The following is a 15,989-nucleotide window of genomic DNA, read 5'->3' as shown; positions in this document are numbered from 1 at the left end:
GGACACGAAAGACACACCATGCTGGACATCACCCTGCTGCGCAAGGACCTGGACGCCGTCATCGAGCGCCTGCAGCTGCGCAAGAACCCGCAACCCTTCCTGGACGTCGAGCGCTTCAAGGCGCTGGAGGCCGAGCGCAAGCAGGTGCAGACCCGCACCGAGGAGCTGCAGGCCAAGCGCAACCAGCTGTCCAAGCAGGTCGGCATGCTGAAGGGCAAGGGCGAGGACGCCAGCGCCGTGATGGCGGAGGTGGGCGGCATCGCCGACGAGCTCAAGGCGGGCGCGGACAAGCTGGAGCTGATCCAGCAGGAACTGAACGGCATGCTGATGGGCGTGCCCAACCTGCCGCATGCCAGCGTGCCGGCCGGCGCGGACGAGACCGGCAACGTCGAGGTGCGCCGCTGGGGCACGCCGCGGAGCTTCGATTTCCCGGTCAAGGACCACGTCGACCTCGGCGCGCCGCTGGGCCTGGACTTCGAGACCGGCGCGAAGCTGTCGGGATCGCGCTTCGCGTTCCTGAAGGGGCCGGCGGCCCGGCTGCACCGCGCGCTGGCGCAGTTCATGCTGGACGTGCAGACGACCGAGCACGGTTACACCGAGTGCTACACGCCCTACATCGTCAACCGCGAGATCCTGGAGGGCACCGGCCAGCTGCCCAAGTTCAAGGAGGACATGTTCTGGGTGCTGCGCGGCGGCGACGACGAGCAGCAGGAGCAGTACCTGATCTCGACCTCGGAGATCTCGCTGACCAACACCGTGCGCGAGAGCGTGCTGAAGGCCGAGGACCTGCCGGTGAAGCTGACGGCGCACAGCCCGTGCTTCCGCTCGGAAGCGGGTTCGGCGGGGCGCGACACGCGCGGCCTGATCCGCCAGCACCAGTTCGACAAGGTCGAGATGGTGCGCATCGAGCAGCCCGAGCGCAGCATGGAGGCGCTCGAGGAGATGACCGGCCACGCCGAGGCGGTGCTGCGCAAGCTGGGCCTGCCGTACCGCACCGTGCTGCTGTGCGCCGGCGACATGGGCTTCGGCTCGACCAAGACCTATGACCTGGAGGTGTGGGTGCCGGCGCAGAACACCTATCGCGAGATCAGCTCCTGCTCGAACATGGGCGACTTCCAGGCCCGTCGCATGCAGGCGCGCTTCAAGAACGCGCAGGGCAAGAACGAGCTGGTCCACACGCTGAACGGCTCGGGCCTGGCGGTGGGGCGGACGCTGGTGGCGGTGCTGGAGAACTACCAGCAGGCCGACGGCAGCGTTGCCGTGCCGGAAGTGCTGCAGCCCTACCTGGGCGGGCTGAAGGTCCTGAAGGCCTGAGGCGGCGCGCCGCGGCGGCGGCGGCGTTCGCACAATCTCCAAAGACTTGTTGCCAAGGCTCGGAAAACCTCGCTATACTCTTAGGCTTACTCGCTGACAACCACGGTGAGCACCGAATCAGGAGAGGTGGCAGAGTGGTTGAATGTACCTGACTCGAAATCAGGCGTACGGTAACCCCGTACCGGGGGTTCGAATCCCCCCCTCTCCGCCAAGATGCTTGTGAATCAAGCAATTAGAAAACCCGCCTCGAGCGGGTTTTCTTTTTGGTCGGGCGAAATCCTGAAAACTCCGGGGCCAGTTTGTCGGAGCGCCGGCGCGAGGGATTGAATCAGCCGATCATCACGCGCGCTGGCGTTCAACGCAAATGCAGCGAGCCCAGCGTCATCGGCCGGCTGGCGGCGAGGCGGGGCGCCTCGGCCAGCATGTTGAGGTCGGTGAGGAAGCGCTCGAACTCGCGCCCCTTGTCGTAGAAGGCGTTCGCGCCGTTCTGCACGCACAGCGGAGCGTAGATCTCCGCCTCGCGGTTGCTGAGGACCAGGATGGTCCCGCCGAAGCCGGCCATCCGGAGCTTGCGCAACACCTCCAGCCCCGATCCCGAAGCCAGTGACAGGTCCAGCACGACCACGTGCGGCCGCGTCAGGCCGACCGTGCACAGTGCTTCGGCCTCCGTCGCAGCGATGCCGACCACCGACAGGAAGGGCTGCTCCTTCAGCGCCGCCAGCAGGTGCTTGCGCACCAGCGGCGAGTCTTCGACGAGAACGACTTTCATGATGGTGTCAATTTTGCGCTTTTCGAATTGACAAAATCATGTGGAAAACCGAGGGGGCTCGGGCGCACGTGAATTTGTGGAGCGCTCAGCCCCCATTCAGGGGCGCGGTGGCAGACTCCGCGACGGTCCTCTTCCAGGAGCATTGCCGTGAGCCTTTCCCTTGAGACCTTCGACGCGATCGTCATCGGTGCCGGCCAAGCCGGCCCGGCGCTGGCCGAGCGGATGTCGCAAGCCGGCTGGCGGGTCGCCGTCATCGAGCGCTCGCGCGTCGGCGGCACCTGCGTGAATACCGGCTGCATCCCGACCAAGGCGATGGTCGCCAGCGCGCATGCCGCCTGGGTCGTGCGCGAGGCCGCACGCTGGGGCGTGCGCCCGCCGGAGCGCTTCGGCGTCGACCTGCCCGCGGTGGTCGCGCGCAAGGACCGCATCTCCGGCCAGTCGCGCCGCAATGTCGAGCAGTGGCTGCGCAGCATGGCGAACGTGGAACTGGTCATGGGCCACGCGCGCTTCGTCGATCCCCACACGATCACCGTCGGCGAGCGCCGGCTGAGGGCCGACCGCTTCTTCCTCAATGTCGGCGGCCGGCCGGCGCAGCCCGGCGTCGAAGGACTGGACGCGGTGCCCTGGCTCACCAACGCGTCGATCATGGCGCTCGAGGAACTGCCTCGGCATCTGGTGGTCGTCGGCGGCAGCTACATCGGGCTGGAGTTCGCGCAGATGTTCCGGCGCTTCGGTTCGGCGGTCACCGTCGTGCAGCGGGGGCCACGATTGGTCCCGCGCGAGGACGCCGACGTGGCCGAGGCGCTGCGCGGGATCCTGGAGCGGGAAGGGCTGACGATCCGCACCGGCGCCGAATGCGTGAAGCTCGCGCCGGCCGACGAGGGCGTCGCCGTGCGGGTGAACTGCCAGACCGGCGAGCCGGAGGTCCGCGGCAGCCACGTGCTGATCGCGACGGGCCGCCGGCCCAACACCGACGACCTCGGCCTGGACCAGGCCGGCGTGCGCGTGGACGAGCGCGGTCATGTCGTCGTCGACGACCGGCTGCGCAGCAGCGTGCCGCACATCTGGGCGCTCGGGGACTGCAACGGCCGCGGCGCCTTCACCCACACCGCCTGGAACGACTTCGAAGTGGTCGCGGCCAATCTCTTCGACGGCGCCGAGCGCGGCATCGGCGATCGGGTCGTGACCTATGCGCTGTACACCGATCCGCCCCTCGCGCGCATCGGGCTGAGCGAGCGCGAGGTGCGCGCGAGCGGTCGCGCGGCGTTGATCGGCACGCGACCGATGACGCGGGTGGGCCGGGCGATCGAGAAGGGCGAGACCGAAGGTTTCATCAAGCTGCTGGTCGACGCGGGTTCGAAGGCGATCCTCGGCGCGACGGTGCTGGGCGTCGATGGCGACGAGGCGGTGCAGTCGCTGCTCGATGTCATCGCGTCGAAGCGGCCGTACACCGAGGTGACGGCCGGCGGCGTGCGCATCCATCCCACTGTCAGCGAGCTGCTGCCGACGGTGCTGCAGTCGCTGAAGCCCTTGCCGCCGGCGACTGAGCCGGGCTGAGCGCGCCGCGCTCGCGGGTATGGGGTTTGCCAATCGGGGAAACACCGCGACTGGCGGTTGTGAAAGGCCGCCGATGAACCGTCCCGCCGCTCGCCGTCCCGGCACGATCCCCGCGCTGCCCGCCGTTCCCGTGGCGGCGTCGGCCGGCGCAGGGGCGACGTCGCAGGCGGTGCATGTGGTCGAGGTCGTCGGTGCCGTGCCGCCGGACGAGGCGAACGAGGACTCGCCCTCGGGCCTGGCCTCCGCCGCCGACCGGCTCGGCGCGACCGAACTGGTGGAGCGCCTGCTCGAGCGCCTCGGTCCGGACGATGGCCTGCGCTTCACCGTCGTGTGTCCCGCCGACGGTGCGTTCGCGGAACGGATGCGGAGCCGGGGCGCCGAGGTCGTGATCGTCGCGATGCCCGACGACCCGCCCTGGCACGCGATCCAGGTGCTGGTGGGGCTGATCCGGAATCGGCAGGCGGACGTGCTGCACGCGCATTTGCCGAACGCTCACCGGCTGGCCGGCCTGGCGGGCGGCATCACGCGCACGCCGGTGCTCAGCTCGGTGCAGGGGTCCCAGCTGGACATGCCTGACCTCGAGGTGCACCGGCTGATCGCGAGCCAGCTCAGCGTCGTCAGCGAGGCCAGCTATTTCCATGCGCTGGGGCTGGGCATCGCGCAGGAGCGCATCAGCCTCGAGCCCTTCGACGCGCAGGCGGACGAGGACGCGATGGCTGCCAGCCTCGACGCGCTGGGCGAGCGCCTGCGCGGCGTCGCGGCGCAGGCGGCGGTTGCCGGGTCCCGCGGCGCGGCGCAGGCGCGCGCGCTCACGCAGCCGCTGACGCCCGAGCCGGTGCCCGCGACAACGGCGGGCGCGCCGGCGGTGCGGGCGGTGCTCGATGAACTCGTGCCGGGCAGGACGCGGACGGTGGTCCGCGACCGGTGACCCGGCCGCGCCGATGCGCGCGGGCATCGGGATTGCCGGTCAATGCCTGCAAGGACGGCCCGTCGATCCGCGATGCGACGCGGGTTCGCGACCGTTCCCGGCAAGACCTCGACCCTCAGCTTCCAAGGAGATCCACCATGAACTCACGTTCCAAGATCACCACCGTGGCGATGGCGATCGCGCTGGCGTCCGGCGTCGGCTTCCTGCATGCACAGAGCGGCGGCCAGGGCGGCAGCTCGGGCTCGGTCGGCGCCCGCGACCAGACCCAGGATCCGCTGTCCAACAACAATGACCAGAACAAGGCGCCGCCCGCGACCCCCGCGGCCAACCCGAGCACCGGTCAGCCCGCGACGACCAACGACTGGCGCAACAGCCAGCCGGCCACCGGCAGCGACTACAACGGCAACAACACGACGACCGACCAGCGGCAGGACCCGAGCGTGAGAACGCCGACGCAGCCGATGAACCAGGGCAGCACGTCGACCATGGGCAGCGACACGTCGACCACCGACATGTCGACGAACAGCTCCGACAGCAACCTGCCGGCGCGCGCCGACCGCAACTGATTCCGCTGTCGTCACCCACCCCGCAGGCGACCCACGGGTCGCCTTTTTCCTTGCTGCAAATGCGGCGGGCGAGGCGCGGGGACCGACCAACCGCCGGCCGCTTCAGCGGGTTCTGCGCGCGAGCCACACGCCGATCGCGACCAGCGCCATGCCGGCCATCGCCAGCCCGCTCAGCGTCTCGCCGAACAGGGCCCAGGCGATCAGCGCGGTGGTCGGCGGCGTCAGGTAGAAAAGGCTTGCGACATTGACCGCGCTGCCGCGGCGGATCAGCAGGTTCAGCAGGCTGACCGCGCCCAGCGACAGCACCACCACCAGCCAGCTCAGCGCGAAGATGAACTGGCCGGTCCAGCGCACCTGCATCGTCTCGGTCGCGGCCGCGATCGCGGCGGTCACCAGCAGGCTGGGCACGAACTGGATGATCGAGCCGGTGCGCAGGTCGAAGGAGGGACAGAACTTCTTCTGGTAGAGCGTGCCGGCGGTGATGCCGACCAGCGCGACCACGGCGGGCAGCAGCATCGTCACCAGCGCGCCGCCGGCGACCGCGGCCACCTTCTGCGCCACCACCAGCCCGACGCCGAGGAAGCCCAGCGCCAGCCCCAGCCATTGCAGGCGGTCGATGCGCTCGCCGAGGAAGGCGCGCGCGCCCAGCGCGGTCACCAGCGGCTGCAGGCCCACCACCAGCGCGGTGATGCCGGCCGGCAGCCCGTGCGAAATGGCGGTGAAGACGCCGCCCAGGTACACGCCGTGGACCAGCAGCCCCGTGACCGCGATGTGGCCAAAGGCGGCGGGCGAGCGCGGCCACGGCGCGCGCAGCAGCAGGACCACCGGCAGCATCAGCACGATCACCGCGGCGTAGCGCCAGGCGAGGAAGGTCAGCGGCTCCGCGTCGGGCAGGCCGAACTTGGCGCCGATGAAGCCGGTGCTCCAGACGGCGACGAAGAGCAGCGGCAGCCAGCTGCCGGCGGCGTCCTTCGCGACGGCGTCCCGCGGCGACATCGCCGCGACGGGCGCGGAGGAAGCAGGCGGCGCGACGGGCGACGACGCGGCCGATGGCGACGCTTCGGGCGGTGAGGGCGGAGTGCTCATGGGCCTCGATGCTAGCGAGGCGTTGTCGCGGACCGGGCGACTACCGCGCCCGTCGCTCGGCGGCCCGGTCGACCGGCGCGGACGCCCTCAGCGCTGCACCAGCGCGAGCTTGACGCCCAGTCCCACGAAGGCGGCCGCGAAGCCGCGGCGCATCCAGCGCAGCACCGGCGGGCGGGACAGCACGCGGTCGCGCATCGCGGCGGCGAAGACGCCATAGACCGCGAACACGCCGAAGGTCATCGCCATGAAGACGAGGGACAGCTCGAGCATCAAGGGCGTCGGGCGGGGCTCGTCGTGGGCGATGAACTGCGGCAGGAAGGCGACGAAGAAGATCGACAGCTTGGGATTGAGCAGGTTCACCAGCACCGCGTGGGCGACGATCTCGCGCGCGGAGCGAGACCGTCCGGCCGTATCGATGGCGAGCGCGCCGCGCTCGCGCAGCGACATCCAGGCCATGTAGAGCAGGTAGGCGACGCCGGCGTACTTCACGAGGTCGAAGGCGAGCGCGCTCGCATGCAGCAGCGCGGCCAGGCCGGTGATCGCGGCCAGCATGTGCGGCACGATGCCGAGGGTGCAGCCGAAGGCGGCCGCGAGCGCGGCCCGTCCGCCGCTGGACAGGCCGGCGGCGAGCGTCACCAGCGCGCCGGTTCCGGGCGAGGCCACGACGATCAGCGAGGTGACCAGGAACTCGGGATTGGAGAGCGAGGAGAAGGGCACGGCGGACCTCGATGCGATGGCTGCGGAGAGGTCATGGTCGGGCCGCGAGGGGCGGCGCGTCTTGGACGAAATTGCAGGGCCGGGCGGCTTAGCGCAGCGCGGCCGCGTAGACGCCGGGCGGGATGCCGAAGCAGCGGACGAAGTGGCGCGTGAGGTGGCTCTGATCGCAGAAGCCGCTGGCGGCGGCGGCCTCGGCCAGCGGGGTGCCCAGATCGATGAGCCGGCGCGCGCGCTGCAGGCGGCGCTGGACGAGGTAGGCATGCGGCGGCAGGCCGGTCGCGCGGGTGAAGGCGCGCAGGAACTGGAAACGGCTCAGGCCGGCCTCGCGGGCGAGGTCGGCGAGGCTCGCCGGGGAGGCGAGCTCGTCATCGAGGCGGGTGCGGGCGGCGGCGATGCCGGAAGGGAGCGCGGTCGGCGCTGGCGCGCGGGGACGGAGCAGGCCCTGGAGCAGCAGCACGAGCGCGGAGTCGGCGCGCAGCGTGTCGGCCGCGGCGGCGGGCTCCGAGGTCATTGCGCGGAAGAGCGCCTCGAAGCGGGCGGCGATGCGGGCGTCGTGGAGGGCGGGGTGGTGGAACTCGACGTCGCGTGTGGGCGCGTCCTCGGCGATGTCGGCCAGGAGGTCCATCACCAGTTCCGGCGAGAGGTAGAGCATGCGCCAGGCGCGCCCACGGTCGCCGATGGGCAGGCCGTCGTGGACCTCGCCCGGGTTGACGGTGATGAGGTCGCCGGGGCCGGCTTCGACGATGCCGCGGCCGCTGGCGGACTTCTGAGCGCCGCGGTCGATCAGGCCGATGCCGAACTCGTCATGGATGTGACGGGAGAAGGCGCGCGCGGTGTCGGCGCGGACGATGTCGACGCCGGGGATCGGGCAGGGGAGGCGGGTGAAGGCGGCGCCGCGAGGCGCGGAGTCAGCGGACATCGAGGAGTTCCAGCGTGCGCGGATCGGGCTGGCCATCGTAGAAGCGGTCGAGGGCTTCGAGGAAGACGGCGTCGTTGCCAGAGGCGCGCACGAAGAGCGTCAGCGAGGAGCGAAACTTCAACGCGTCGACCTGACCAAGGATCTGCTCGGCGGATCGGGTGCGGTGGGAGCTCATCAGCGTCACGCATTCGCGAAGACGCGGGCCGAGGACCGGGTGGGCCAGAAAAGCGGCGGCTTCGTCGAGGGATTCGATGCCGTAGAACTGGGCCGTGCTGCTGAGACCCAGGCCGCGGAGCTGCGGGAAGAAGTACCACATCCAGTGGCTGATCTTGCGACCGCGCTTGAGCTCGCCGAGGACGTCGGCGAGTTGAGGAGACTGGGCGTCGAGGAAGCGGTCGAGGTCGAAGGGGGCCGGCATGGCGGTCGTGGATGGGGCTGGATTCCGCGCACTCTAGCAAGGGGACGCCTGAATCGGAGGGAACCCATTTGGTGGAAGGAGTTCAGCCGACGGCGGTGGTTCTCCTCACGATTGATGAGATGCGGCAATCCTTTGAGGGTTCCTCCGATGCGCCCGAGGCAGCGCCTCTTTCAGACTGAAGTTTTCAAAGGGAGGAGACCCGTATGGCGCAGATCATTTCTCGGCGTTTGCTCGTGCTGGGCGGATTGCTCGCGCTCGGCCTTGGATCAGCAGAAGCCAAGGGTCGGCGTGGTGGTGGAGGGCGAGGCGGCAGCCGCGGTGGCCGTGGAGGAGCGGGCGGAGGCGGTGGTAATAGCGGCGATTGCGGCTCGCGTGGAGGACCGGGAGGGCCTCGCGATAAGAACGGGAAATGCCCGGGGTGGCGGAAGTGATTCTTTCGGTTGGGCTCACCGAAATTTGCTTGCCGCGAATTCTCGCGGCGGGCCGCAGAAACGAAAAAACCGCCACTCGGGCGGTTTCATTCTGGGTATGAGGTTGACGAGCCTTACCCTCGGCACTGGTCACAACGGTTAGGGCTGCTTGGTTCCCCACCTGACCCGGTTGGCCGCGCTTCCATGCGAGGAGGCCCGTCAGCGGCGGATTCTAGCCGAGCTTTCCGAGCCCTCCGGCCGCGCGCTCCCCGGGCGTGCATCTCCGCACGCCACGCGTGCGAACACCGCCGCCCCCGGGTCGACGTGCCCCGCGGGCCTGTGGTTAAATCCGCCCCGGACCTCGTGGGACGCGCTCCCGCCCAGGCCATCGCCGATTTACCAACTACTTGCGGGCGATTCACAAATGCGGCTAAAGCGTTGCGGTTCCGATTGCCCCCGGGCCGGCAAACGCCGGTGACCACTGTGGGCTCTCGGAGTTTTTTCATGTCCGCTCGTCTGGCTCAGTTCGATTCGCTGCTGACCCGCCGCCGTGCCGCTCACGGCACCACCGCGCCCACCCAGCCGCTGCGCACGCTGCGCGACCCCTGGGACGAGCCGGTCGCCGAGTTCTCCCGCTTCCCCTCCGATCTCGAATTGCTCAAGGCCGCCCATCGCCTGCAAGGCGACGACTGGATTGGCCCGCTCGCCGACGACGCCCACGCCCAGCGCCTGAATGCCGTCTGGCGCCTCGCGCTGCTGCGCGCCGATCGCCACGGCCAGGCTCGCGTGTCGCGTGAGGTCGGCCCGCAATGGATCAGCGCCCCTCACGCCGCGCGACCTGGCGAGCGTCCCGCCGAGCTGCGCCGCGCGCTCCAGGCCGCGGCCGTCCGTCAGCTCTGGCAGTCGGGCTGGAAGCTGGTCGGCTGATCCGCCACGCAAGCGGAGCGCTCGCCACGCCGTCACGCCGACGGGAGCCGCTCCGCCAACCAGGCCTCGGTCGCGTAAGGGAAGGCGATCGTCGGCGCTCTCAGTTCGGCGAAGCGATCCCGCAGCGCCCGCAGCCGCTGCGCGACCGCGTGCTGCTCGGTCTCCGGCAGCGACGCGATGAAGCTCACCGACAGGATCCGATCGATCACGACCTGATCGAAGGTCCCCACGTGGCTGTGCGGCAGCACCGTCCGCTGCAGCGGCCCGAACAGCGACTGCCCCTCGAAAGGCTGCTTCCACGTCCCCTTGTAGAAGCGCGGCGCATCGCCCTCATAGGGGGTGATGATCTCGGTGATCGCGGCGACCCAGTCGCGGGACTCGTCCCTCACGTTCCACACCAGCCCCAGTCGCCCACCCGGCCGCAGCACGCGATGCATCTCGCGCAGCGCCTGCGCGTTCGCGAACCAGTGGAAGGCCTGTGCGCAGACGACCACGTCCGCCGCGCCATCCTCCAGCGGGATCGCCTCCGCCGTCCCGCCGAGCGCCCGCACGTCAGGCAGGCTTTCCGCGAGCCGCGCCCGCATCGCGTCGACCGGCTCGACCGCCGTGATCGACGCGCCCGTACGCGCCAGCAGCTTGGTGAACTTGCCGGTCCCCGCGCCGAGATCGACGACGCGCGCGCCCTCGCGGGCGCCCAGCGTCGCGTCCAGCCATTCGGCGAGCGCTTCCGGATACTCCGGGCGGCCACGCTGGTAGCTGTCCGAGGCGCTGGTGTAGCCGCGCTGCGCGGCGTCGTGGATGGGGCGGGCGGAAGTCATCGGCCGATGCTACGCCCGGCATGGCTCGTGGACGTCAAGGCCCTGTGGGCGCCGCGTGCGCGCGGTGGCTCAGAGCCCGAGCAAGACCTGGCGCGTCATGGACACCGCCATGACGTAGCCGAGCGCGACCAGCGCCAGCAGATAACCGACCACGCGGAACTCTCCGCGTCCGATGCCCCAGTGCCCGAGTGCGAAGTACGCGCCGAGCGCGATGAACTTCGCCGTCATCCAGGGCTCGTAGCGCGGGTCGTGGTGCATCGCGCCCCACAGGCTCAGCCCGGACACCACGATCAGCACATGGCTGCTGAACACGAGCGTGCGGAGCCGCTCGTCCATCACCCACGCCGCGCCGAATTGATGCGCCAGCCCACGTACCAGGAACAGTCCGACGCTGCACCACGCGAGCAGCGCATGCATCTCGACCATCGGGCCATAGAACCAGTCCATGAGCGCGGAGCTTCGTCACCCGGGCGGGGGATGTCAATCCGGGGAACGCGGGGCAGGGCCCAAGAGGCCGAGCGACTTCCCTCCAAGGTGGGCCCGCTTCAACCCCCCGCCAGGAACCACTTTGAGTCATGGCAGGACGCGCCGCGATTTCGAGAATGGGCGCCTTCCATCGACGTGGGTCGGTGAGTCGAAAGGTCGTGAAGATGATTGATCAAGTGGAATGCAAGCCGAGCGGTGTGCTGGCCGCGTCGGGCAGGGAGGCGGAGTGGCCACACTACCGCTGGGTGAGGGTCGACAGCAAGGCCCAGCCGCCCTACAAGTTTCATCCGTGCCTCAATCCCTGCGCGCCGTCCGAATGGCCCTACGACTTGCAGGCGCTGCGCGGCACGGAGGATTGGAGCGACATCATCGAATGGTTCTTGTCGAGGCATCCTGCCGTACCCCGCGAAGACGTACGGCACTTCGAAGAGGAGCTGATTCGGTGTTCACGAGGCCGTCAGATCAGCGTGGAGATCAGGCGGGATCCAGAGCTGGCCACACTGGATCTGCTGTTCACGCTCTGGGGTTTCGCGGAGGACGAGTTCTGCTTCGAGTCCGTTGAGATCAAGACCATGAGCAGGGTTTGGTTTGCCGTCCCCACGTTGCGCTCGCTGATGGGAACCGTCGGACTCGATGCAAAGCGTGGCGCCTTTGAGGATCGGTGGGACATGTGGAAGAGGTGACGCATGCATCGATTCGATCCGGACGAGTTTTTGGAGGTGGCGGAGCACCTGGTCTCTCGGCAAAGCGAGGGCAGCATGCGAAGCGCGGCTTCACGCGCGTACTACGGCGTGTTCATCCTGGCGCGTGAGTTGGCCGTCATTGGCGACAAGGGGAGCGAAGTGCATCTGCGCACCCAGCACCATTACGAACAAGCCGGTGAAAGGCTGATCGCGGAGGGCCTTGAATACTTGAGGCGACGCCGAAACGTCGCGGACTATTTGACTGAGCGGATCTTCTCTCAGCAGGACTCGCGTGACGTTTTGAAGCGCTCAAGGCACGTGCGTGCCGCCCTGAGGATCTTTGCCGGGCGGCGAAAGTACGCTCACGCAGCGGGAGGCTGAATGCCAGGATTCATTCGGCGAGAAGGTAGGAGCGACAAAAAAGGGCGCCTCAGCGCCCTTCATTGCCTCCAGACCTGGCCTCGCTCAGCGCAGCTGCAGGTCGTCGTCGCCGAAGCGGATGTCCAGCGGCTCGATCAGCAACTGCTTCTCGCCGTCCTCGACGCGGCCGGCGTCCCACGCCTCGATGCCGCAGGACTTGGCGATCTCCACCACCTTCGCCGCCTGGTCCGCCTTCACGAAGATCGCGAAACCCGCGCCCATGTTCAGCGTCGAATAGGCCTCGCGGTCGTCCTGCTGCGCGTGCTCCTGCATGAACTTCAGCACCGGCGTCACCGGCGGCACCGTGTGGATGCGGTAGGTGAACTTGCCGGGGTGGCGCAGCAACTTGCGCCAGCCGTGGCCCGTGATGTTCGCGCAGTAGTGCGGCGTGATGCCGGCCTTGTACAGCGCCTCGGTCACCGGCGAGTACAGCGTGGTCGGCGCCAGCAGCGCGTCGCCGTAGCTCAGGCCCGGCTGGACTTCCGTCAGGTAGCCCTGGGGCAGACGCTCGGTCAGCTTGCGCGCCAGGCTCAGGCCGTTGGCGTGGATGCCGGACGAGGCCAGCAGCACGATCGCGTCGCCCGCGCCCAGCTTGTCGCCGACCGACAGTCGTTCCTTCGGGTTGATCAGGCCGGTGCAGGAGGCCGCCAGGTCGATGCGGCCGCCTTCCACGATGCCCGCCAGCGCCGGCGTCTCGCCGCCGCCCCAGGCCACCTGGCAGACGTCGCAGGCCTTTTTCCAGCCCGCCACCAGCGCCTGTGCGCGCTGCGCGTCGCCGAACCAGTCCGAGCCGCCCGCGGCCCAGTAGGCCTGCACCACCAGCGGCGTCGCGCCCACCGTGATCAGGTCGTTCACCGCCATCGCGATCGTGTCCTGCGCGATGCCGTCGTAGTAGCTCTTGCCGGTGAGCGTCGCCATCTCGTCCGCGACCAGGGTCTTCGTGCCCAGGCATTCGACGATCGAGGCGATGTAGAACGGCCCCACGTCCACGACATACGCCGACTCGCCCCGCGAGGCCTTCACCTCGGTGAAGCCATGCGCGCTCATGTGGACGGCCGTGGCGGCCGCGGCGCGCTGGGCGCTGATCTTCAGCGGGTCGATCAGGTCGTAATTGACGCCGGCCTGTTCGTAGCTCAGCGTGCCGGAGGAAGGATCGTGCGGGGCGTGGGTGCTCATGGCGGCGGATTATCCGTCAGCGCCGCACGGGCCTCCTGACAAACCCGGACGCCGCCCGCCCGCCCGGCGGCGCGCCGGCGGGCGAGTGCGCCCCCGTAGAATGCCCCGCCATGAGTTACCAGGTCCTCGCACGCAAATACCGCTCCCGCACCTTCGAGGAGCTGATGGGTCAGGAACACGTCGTGCAGGCCCTGGCCAACGCGCTGACGCAGCAGCGCCTGCATCACGCCTACCTGTTCACCGGCACCCGCGGCGTGGGCAAGACCTCGGTGTCGCGGATCCTGGCCAAGTCGCTGAACTGCATCGGCCCGGACGGCACCGGCGGCATCACCGCCCATCCCTGCAACGTCTGCGACGCCTGCCGCGACATCGACGCCGGCCGCTTCGTCGACTACGTCGAGCTCGATGCCGCCTCCAACCGCGGCGTCGAGGAAATTTCCCAGCTGCTGGACCAGGCCGTCTACAAGCCGGTCGTCGGGCGCTTCAAGGTCTACATGATCGACGAAGTGCACATGCTCTCGAACACCGCCTTCAACGCGATGCTGAAGACGCTGGAGGAGCCGCCCGAGTACCTGAAGTTCGTCCTCGCGACGACCGACCCGCAGAAGGTCCCCGTGACCGTGCTGTCGCGCTGCCTGCAATTCAACCTGCGCCCGATGGCGCCGCAGACGGTGCTGGAGCACCTGACGCGCGTGCTGGGCAACGAGAACGTCCCGAACGAACCCGGCGCGCTGCGCCTGCTGGCGCGCGCGGCGCGCGGCTCGATGCGCGACGCGCTGTCGCTGACCGACCAGGCGATCGCCTTCGGCTCGGGCGAGCTCAAGGAAGCCGGCGTGCGCCAGATGCTGGGCAGCGTCGATCGCGGCCATGTGCTGGGCATCCTGAACGCGCTGATCGCGGGCGACGGCGCCGCGCTGGTCGGCGCCTCGGACCGGCTGCGCGACATGGGGCTGTCGGCGGGCGGCACGCTCGAGGACCTGGCGGTGGCGCTGCAGCACCTGGCCGTGGCGCAGGCGGCGCCGGGGGCGCTCGACGCGGGCGATCCCGACCTGGCCGAGCTGCTGCCGCTGGCCAGCCAGTTGCCGCCCGACGAGATCCAGCTGATTTACAGCATGGCGCTGCACGGCCGCCAGGAACTGCCGCTCGCGCCGGACGAGTACGCCGGGTTGACGATGGTGCTGCTGCGGATGATGGCGTTCCGGCCGAACGGGCAGGGTGCTCGACAGCCGTCGGCGCCGGAGGGCAGCGCGGCGCGGACCGCGCCCGCTCCGGCGCCGGTGGCGAGTGCCGCACCGGTTGCGCGTCCGCCGGTGAGCGCGGCGCCGCCGGTCCAGGCGGAACCGGTGCGTGCGCCGGAAATGCCGGCTCCGGCTCCGGCCGTGCCGCGCGTGGCGGAAGCCGCCGCGCCGGCACCCGACCCTGAGCCCGAGCCGGCGCCAGCCCCCGAATCCGCGTCGGCGCCGGAACCCACGCCCACACCGCCGCTCACACCGGCCCCCGAGCCCGAGCCGGAATCTCAGCCGGTCACCGCGGCGCCCCAACCCAGCGCCGCTGCGCCGGTGCCGCAACCCACGCCTGCCCCCGCGCCGGAACCCGCGCCAGCTCCCGCGACCATGGCCGCTCCCGCGCAAGAAGCGCCTCGCGCGCCAGCGCCGTCCGGCCCCTTGCGCGCCGCTCCGGCGGGCGCTCCGGCGACGCGCTTCAGCGACCGGCTGCGTCCGCGTGCGGCGCCGCTGGCGGCCGCCAAGGCCGATGCCGACGCCGAGGAGCCGGAAGACCTGTCCCCGCCGCACGACGACGACGGCCCTCCGCCCTGGATGGACGTGCCGCCGCCGTCGGACGAGGAAGCCTCGCTGGGCATGTCGATGCCGGACATGGACGATCCGGTGCCCGACAACGCCGGCGATGGCATCTACGTCTCGACCGCGATCGAGGAAGTGGTGCTGGTCCCCACCGCGCTGGGCGAGCGCTGGCACGCGCTCGCGCCGCAGCTGGGCCTGAACGCGCTGGCGCGCGAGCTGGCGCTGCAGGCCGAATGCCTGGAGATCGACGAGACCGCCGAGCCGCAGCGCTGGCGTTTCCGCGTCGAGCGCGAGTCGCTGCGCCAGCCCGGCCTGCAGGAGAAGCTGCAGGCGGCGCTGACGGCGCTGACCGGCAAGCCGGCGCGCGTCGAGATCGAGGCGGGGCGCGCCTCCGACTCGCCGGCGCTGCGCGACACGCTGGCGGTGCGCGCCCGCCAGCGGCAGGCCGAGGCCATCATCCTCGAGGACCCGGAAGTCCAGCAGCTGCTCGCGCAGTTCAAGACGGCGCGCATCCTGCCGGGCTCGATCAAGCCGGCCTGACCGGCGCCGCGGCCGATCCGGCGCTGGGCGACAATCCCGCCCATCGCATCGACCTCCGGGTCGCGTCCCCGGTCGGCCATCCACCGCACCATTGAATCTCTGAACAAGGAATCACGATCATGATGAAGGGTCAACTCGCCGGCCTGATGAAGCAGGCGCAAGCGATGCAGGACAACCTGAAGAAGGCGCAGGACGAGCTCGGCAACATCGAGGTCGAAGGCCAGTCCGGCGCCGGCCTGGTGAAGGTCACGATGACCTGCAAGCATGACGTCAAGCGCGTCGCCATCGATCCCAGCCTGCTGGCCGACGACAAGGACATGCTGGAGGACCTCGTCGCCGCCGCGTTCAACGACGCCGTGCGCCGCGCCGAGCAGGTCAGCTCCGAGAAGATGTCCAAGCTGACCGCCGGCATGCCGCTGCCCCCGGGCATGAAGTTCCCGTTCTGATCGGACG

The 15,989-nt window shown here is 69.9% G+C and carries 17 protein-coding genes, 1 tRNA gene and 1 other RNA gene; 10 read left to right on the top strand and 9 right to left on the bottom strand.

Annotation, left to right across the window (positions count from 1 at the left end; all coding sequences use genetic code 11):
• Window positions 1-18: 18 nt before the first annotated feature.
• On the top strand, window positions 19-1,314 hold the full coding sequence (gene serS / locus ACTJKJ_RS03605; protein ID WP_440819628.1) for a serine--tRNA ligase: 1,296 nt from the start codon (window positions 19-21) through the stop codon (window positions 1,312-1,314).
• Between the two features lie 120 nt (window positions 1,315-1,434).
• A tRNA-Ser gene (locus ACTJKJ_RS03600) sits at window positions 1,435-1,525 on the top strand.
• Between the two features lie 144 nt (window positions 1,526-1,669).
• Here the strand turns inward: ACTJKJ_RS03600 and ACTJKJ_RS03595 are convergent.
• A complete protein-coding gene (locus tag ACTJKJ_RS03595) occupies window positions 1,670-2,083 on the bottom strand; it encodes a response regulator (RefSeq protein WP_099861889.1) in 414 nt (137 codons plus the stop codon).
• A gap of 147 nt (window positions 2,084-2,230) precedes the next feature.
• Between ACTJKJ_RS03595 and ACTJKJ_RS03590 the strand changes: the two genes are divergently transcribed.
• The 3 genes from ACTJKJ_RS03590 (at window position 2,231) to ACTJKJ_RS03580 (ending at window position 5,134) form a co-directional block, all read left to right on the top strand.
• Window positions 2,231-3,640, top strand: a complete 1,410-nt coding sequence (locus ACTJKJ_RS03590; RefSeq protein WP_440819627.1) for an FAD-containing oxidoreductase — start codon at window positions 2,231-2,233, stop codon at window positions 3,638-3,640.
• 73 nt (window positions 3,641-3,713) lie between these two features.
• Entirely contained in the window at window positions 3,714-4,568 is an 855-nt protein-coding gene (locus ACTJKJ_RS03585; RefSeq protein WP_440819626.1) for a glycosyltransferase, read from the top strand.
• 137 nt (window positions 4,569-4,705) lie between these two features.
• A complete protein-coding gene (locus ACTJKJ_RS03580; RefSeq protein WP_297383572.1) occupies window positions 4,706-5,134 on the top strand; it encodes a hypothetical protein in 429 nt (142 codons plus the stop codon).
• Window positions 5,135-5,236: 102 nt separating this feature from the next.
• Here ACTJKJ_RS03580 and ACTJKJ_RS03575 read toward each other — a convergent pair whose 3' ends face one another.
• The 5 genes from ACTJKJ_RS03575 to ffs form a co-directional block, all read right to left on the bottom strand.
• On the bottom strand, window positions 5,237-6,130 hold the full coding sequence (locus ACTJKJ_RS03575; RefSeq protein WP_440819757.1) for a DMT family transporter: 894 nt from the start codon (window positions 6,128-6,130) through the stop codon (window positions 5,237-5,239).
• 177 nt (window positions 6,131-6,307) lie between these two features.
• Complete coding sequence (locus ACTJKJ_RS03570; RefSeq protein ID WP_440819625.1) at window positions 6,308-6,937, bottom strand: LysE family translocator; 630 nt, start codon at window positions 6,935-6,937, stop codon at window positions 6,308-6,310.
• 88 nt (window positions 6,938-7,025) lie between these two features.
• Window positions 7,026-7,856 carry an AraC family ligand binding domain-containing protein gene (locus ACTJKJ_RS03565; protein WP_440819624.1) on the bottom strand — a complete coding sequence of 277 codons (831 nt, stop codon included), beginning with the start codon at window positions 7,854-7,856 and terminating at the stop codon, window positions 7,026-7,028.
• Window positions 7,846-8,274 carry a DUF1810 domain-containing protein gene (locus tag ACTJKJ_RS03560; protein ID WP_440819623.1) on the bottom strand — a complete coding sequence of 143 codons (429 nt, stop codon included), beginning with the start codon at window positions 8,272-8,274 and terminating at the stop codon, window positions 7,846-7,848. Before ACTJKJ_RS03560 ends, ACTJKJ_RS03565 begins: the two co-directional genes overlap by 11 nt.
• A gap of 533 nt (window positions 8,275-8,807) precedes the next feature.
• Window positions 8,808-8,905: signal recognition particle sRNA small type (ffs, locus tag ACTJKJ_RS03555), an RNA gene on the bottom strand.
• 283 nt (window positions 8,906-9,188) lie between these two features.
• Between ffs and ACTJKJ_RS03550 the strand changes: the two genes are divergently transcribed.
• Window positions 9,189-9,611: a hypothetical protein gene (locus tag ACTJKJ_RS03550; protein ID WP_297383621.1), complete on the top strand. Its 423-nt coding sequence runs from the start codon at window positions 9,189-9,191 to the stop codon at window positions 9,609-9,611.
• 32 nt (window positions 9,612-9,643) lie between these two features.
• On the opposite strand, the gene ACTJKJ_RS03545 is transcribed toward ACTJKJ_RS03550, so the two are convergent.
• On the bottom strand, window positions 9,644-10,429 hold the full coding sequence (locus ACTJKJ_RS03545) for a class I SAM-dependent methyltransferase (RefSeq protein WP_297383622.1): 786 nt from the start codon (window positions 10,427-10,429) through the stop codon (window positions 9,644-9,646).
• Between the two features lie 69 nt (window positions 10,430-10,498).
• Window positions 10,499-10,876, bottom strand: coding sequence for a SirB2 family protein (locus ACTJKJ_RS03540; protein ID WP_091723319.1), 378 nt, complete (start codon window positions 10,874-10,876; stop codon window positions 10,499-10,501).
• A 203-nt stretch (window positions 10,877-11,079) separates the two neighbouring features.
• On the opposite strand from ACTJKJ_RS03540, the gene ACTJKJ_RS03535 reads away from it, so the two are divergent.
• Both ACTJKJ_RS03535 and ACTJKJ_RS03530 read left to right on the top strand, forming a co-directional pair.
• Window positions 11,080-11,598 (top strand): hypothetical protein, encoded by a 519-nt coding sequence (locus ACTJKJ_RS03535; RefSeq protein WP_440819622.1) that lies wholly within the window; start codon window positions 11,080-11,082, stop codon window positions 11,596-11,598.
• A gap of 3 nt (window positions 11,599-11,601) precedes the next feature.
• A complete protein-coding gene (locus ACTJKJ_RS03530; protein WP_440819621.1) occupies window positions 11,602-11,979 on the top strand; it encodes a hypothetical protein in 378 nt (125 codons plus the stop codon).
• Window positions 11,980-12,063: 84 nt separating this feature from the next.
• Here the strand turns inward: ACTJKJ_RS03530 and ACTJKJ_RS03525 are convergent, their stop codons facing one another.
• Window positions 12,064-13,194 (bottom strand): AIR synthase-related protein, encoded by a 1,131-nt coding sequence (locus ACTJKJ_RS03525; protein WP_147241701.1) that lies wholly within the window; start codon window positions 13,192-13,194, stop codon window positions 12,064-12,066.
• A 110-nt stretch (window positions 13,195-13,304) separates the two neighbouring features.
• On the opposite strand from ACTJKJ_RS03525, the gene dnaX reads away from it, so the two are divergent.
• Both dnaX and ACTJKJ_RS03515 read left to right on the top strand, forming a co-directional pair.
• A complete protein-coding gene (gene dnaX, locus ACTJKJ_RS03520) occupies window positions 13,305-15,536 on the top strand; it encodes a DNA polymerase III subunit gamma/tau (protein ID WP_440819620.1) in 2,232 nt (743 codons plus the stop codon).
• Window positions 15,537-15,652: 116 nt separating this feature from the next.
• Window positions 15,653-15,982 carry a YbaB/EbfC family nucleoid-associated protein gene (locus ACTJKJ_RS03515; RefSeq protein WP_091723332.1) on the top strand — a complete coding sequence of 110 codons (330 nt, stop codon included), beginning with the start codon at window positions 15,653-15,655 and terminating at the stop codon, window positions 15,980-15,982.
• The last annotated feature ends 7 nt before the right edge of the window (window positions 15,983-15,989 follow it).

The sequence above is a fragment of the Roseateles sp. 22389 genome (assembly GCF_052044995.1).
In the GTDB taxonomy this organism is placed as follows: domain Bacteria; phylum Pseudomonadota; class Gammaproteobacteria; order Burkholderiales; family Burkholderiaceae_C; genus Roseateles.
Note: the sequence above shows the minus strand (reverse complement) of the source record. Positions and strands in the feature narration are given on the sequence as shown.

What these genes read in the sequence shown, in the direction of transcription:
- serS (WP_440819628.1), top strand. Translation starts at nt 19, where the DNA reads ATGCTGGACATCACCCTGCTGCGCAAGGACCTGGACGCCGTCATCGAG.
- ACTJKJ_RS03595 (WP_099861889.1), bottom strand. Translation starts at nt 2,083, where the DNA reads ATGAAAGTCGTTCTCGTCGAAGACTCGCCGCTGGTGCGCAAGCACCTG.
- ACTJKJ_RS03585 (WP_440819626.1), top strand. Translation starts at nt 3,714, where the DNA reads ATGAACCGTCCCGCCGCTCGCCGTCCCGGCACGATCCCCGCGCTGCCC.
- ACTJKJ_RS03580 (WP_297383572.1), top strand. Translation starts at nt 4,706, where the DNA reads ATGAACTCACGTTCCAAGATCACCACCGTGGCGATGGCGATCGCGCTG.
- ACTJKJ_RS03575 (WP_440819757.1), bottom strand. Translation starts at nt 6,130, where the DNA reads ATGTCGCCGCGGGACGCCGTCGCGAAGGACGCCGCCGGCAGCTGGCTG.
- ACTJKJ_RS03565 (WP_440819624.1), bottom strand. Translation starts at nt 7,856, where the DNA reads ATGTCCGCTGACTCCGCGCCTCGCGGCGCCGCCTTCACCCGCCTCCCC.
- ACTJKJ_RS03560 (WP_440819623.1), bottom strand. Translation starts at nt 8,274, where the DNA reads ATGCCGGCCCCCTTCGACCTCGACCGCTTCCTCGACGCCCAGTCTCCT.
- ACTJKJ_RS03550 (WP_297383621.1), top strand. Translation starts at nt 9,189, where the DNA reads ATGTCCGCTCGTCTGGCTCAGTTCGATTCGCTGCTGACCCGCCGCCGT.
- ACTJKJ_RS03545 (WP_297383622.1), bottom strand. Translation starts at nt 10,429, where the DNA reads ATGACTTCCGCCCGCCCCATCCACGACGCCGCGCAGCGCGGCTACACC.
- ACTJKJ_RS03540 (WP_091723319.1), bottom strand. Translation starts at nt 10,876, where the DNA reads ATGGACTGGTTCTATGGCCCGATGGTCGAGATGCATGCGCTGCTCGCG.
- ACTJKJ_RS03535 (WP_440819622.1), top strand. Translation starts at nt 11,080, where the DNA reads ATGATTGATCAAGTGGAATGCAAGCCGAGCGGTGTGCTGGCCGCGTCG.
- ACTJKJ_RS03530 (WP_440819621.1), top strand. Translation starts at nt 11,602, where the DNA reads ATGCATCGATTCGATCCGGACGAGTTTTTGGAGGTGGCGGAGCACCTG.
- ACTJKJ_RS03525 (WP_147241701.1), bottom strand. Translation starts at nt 13,194, where the DNA reads ATGAGCACCCACGCCCCGCACGATCCTTCCTCCGGCACGCTGAGCTAC.
- dnaX (WP_440819620.1), top strand. Translation starts at nt 13,305, where the DNA reads ATGAGTTACCAGGTCCTCGCACGCAAATACCGCTCCCGCACCTTCGAG.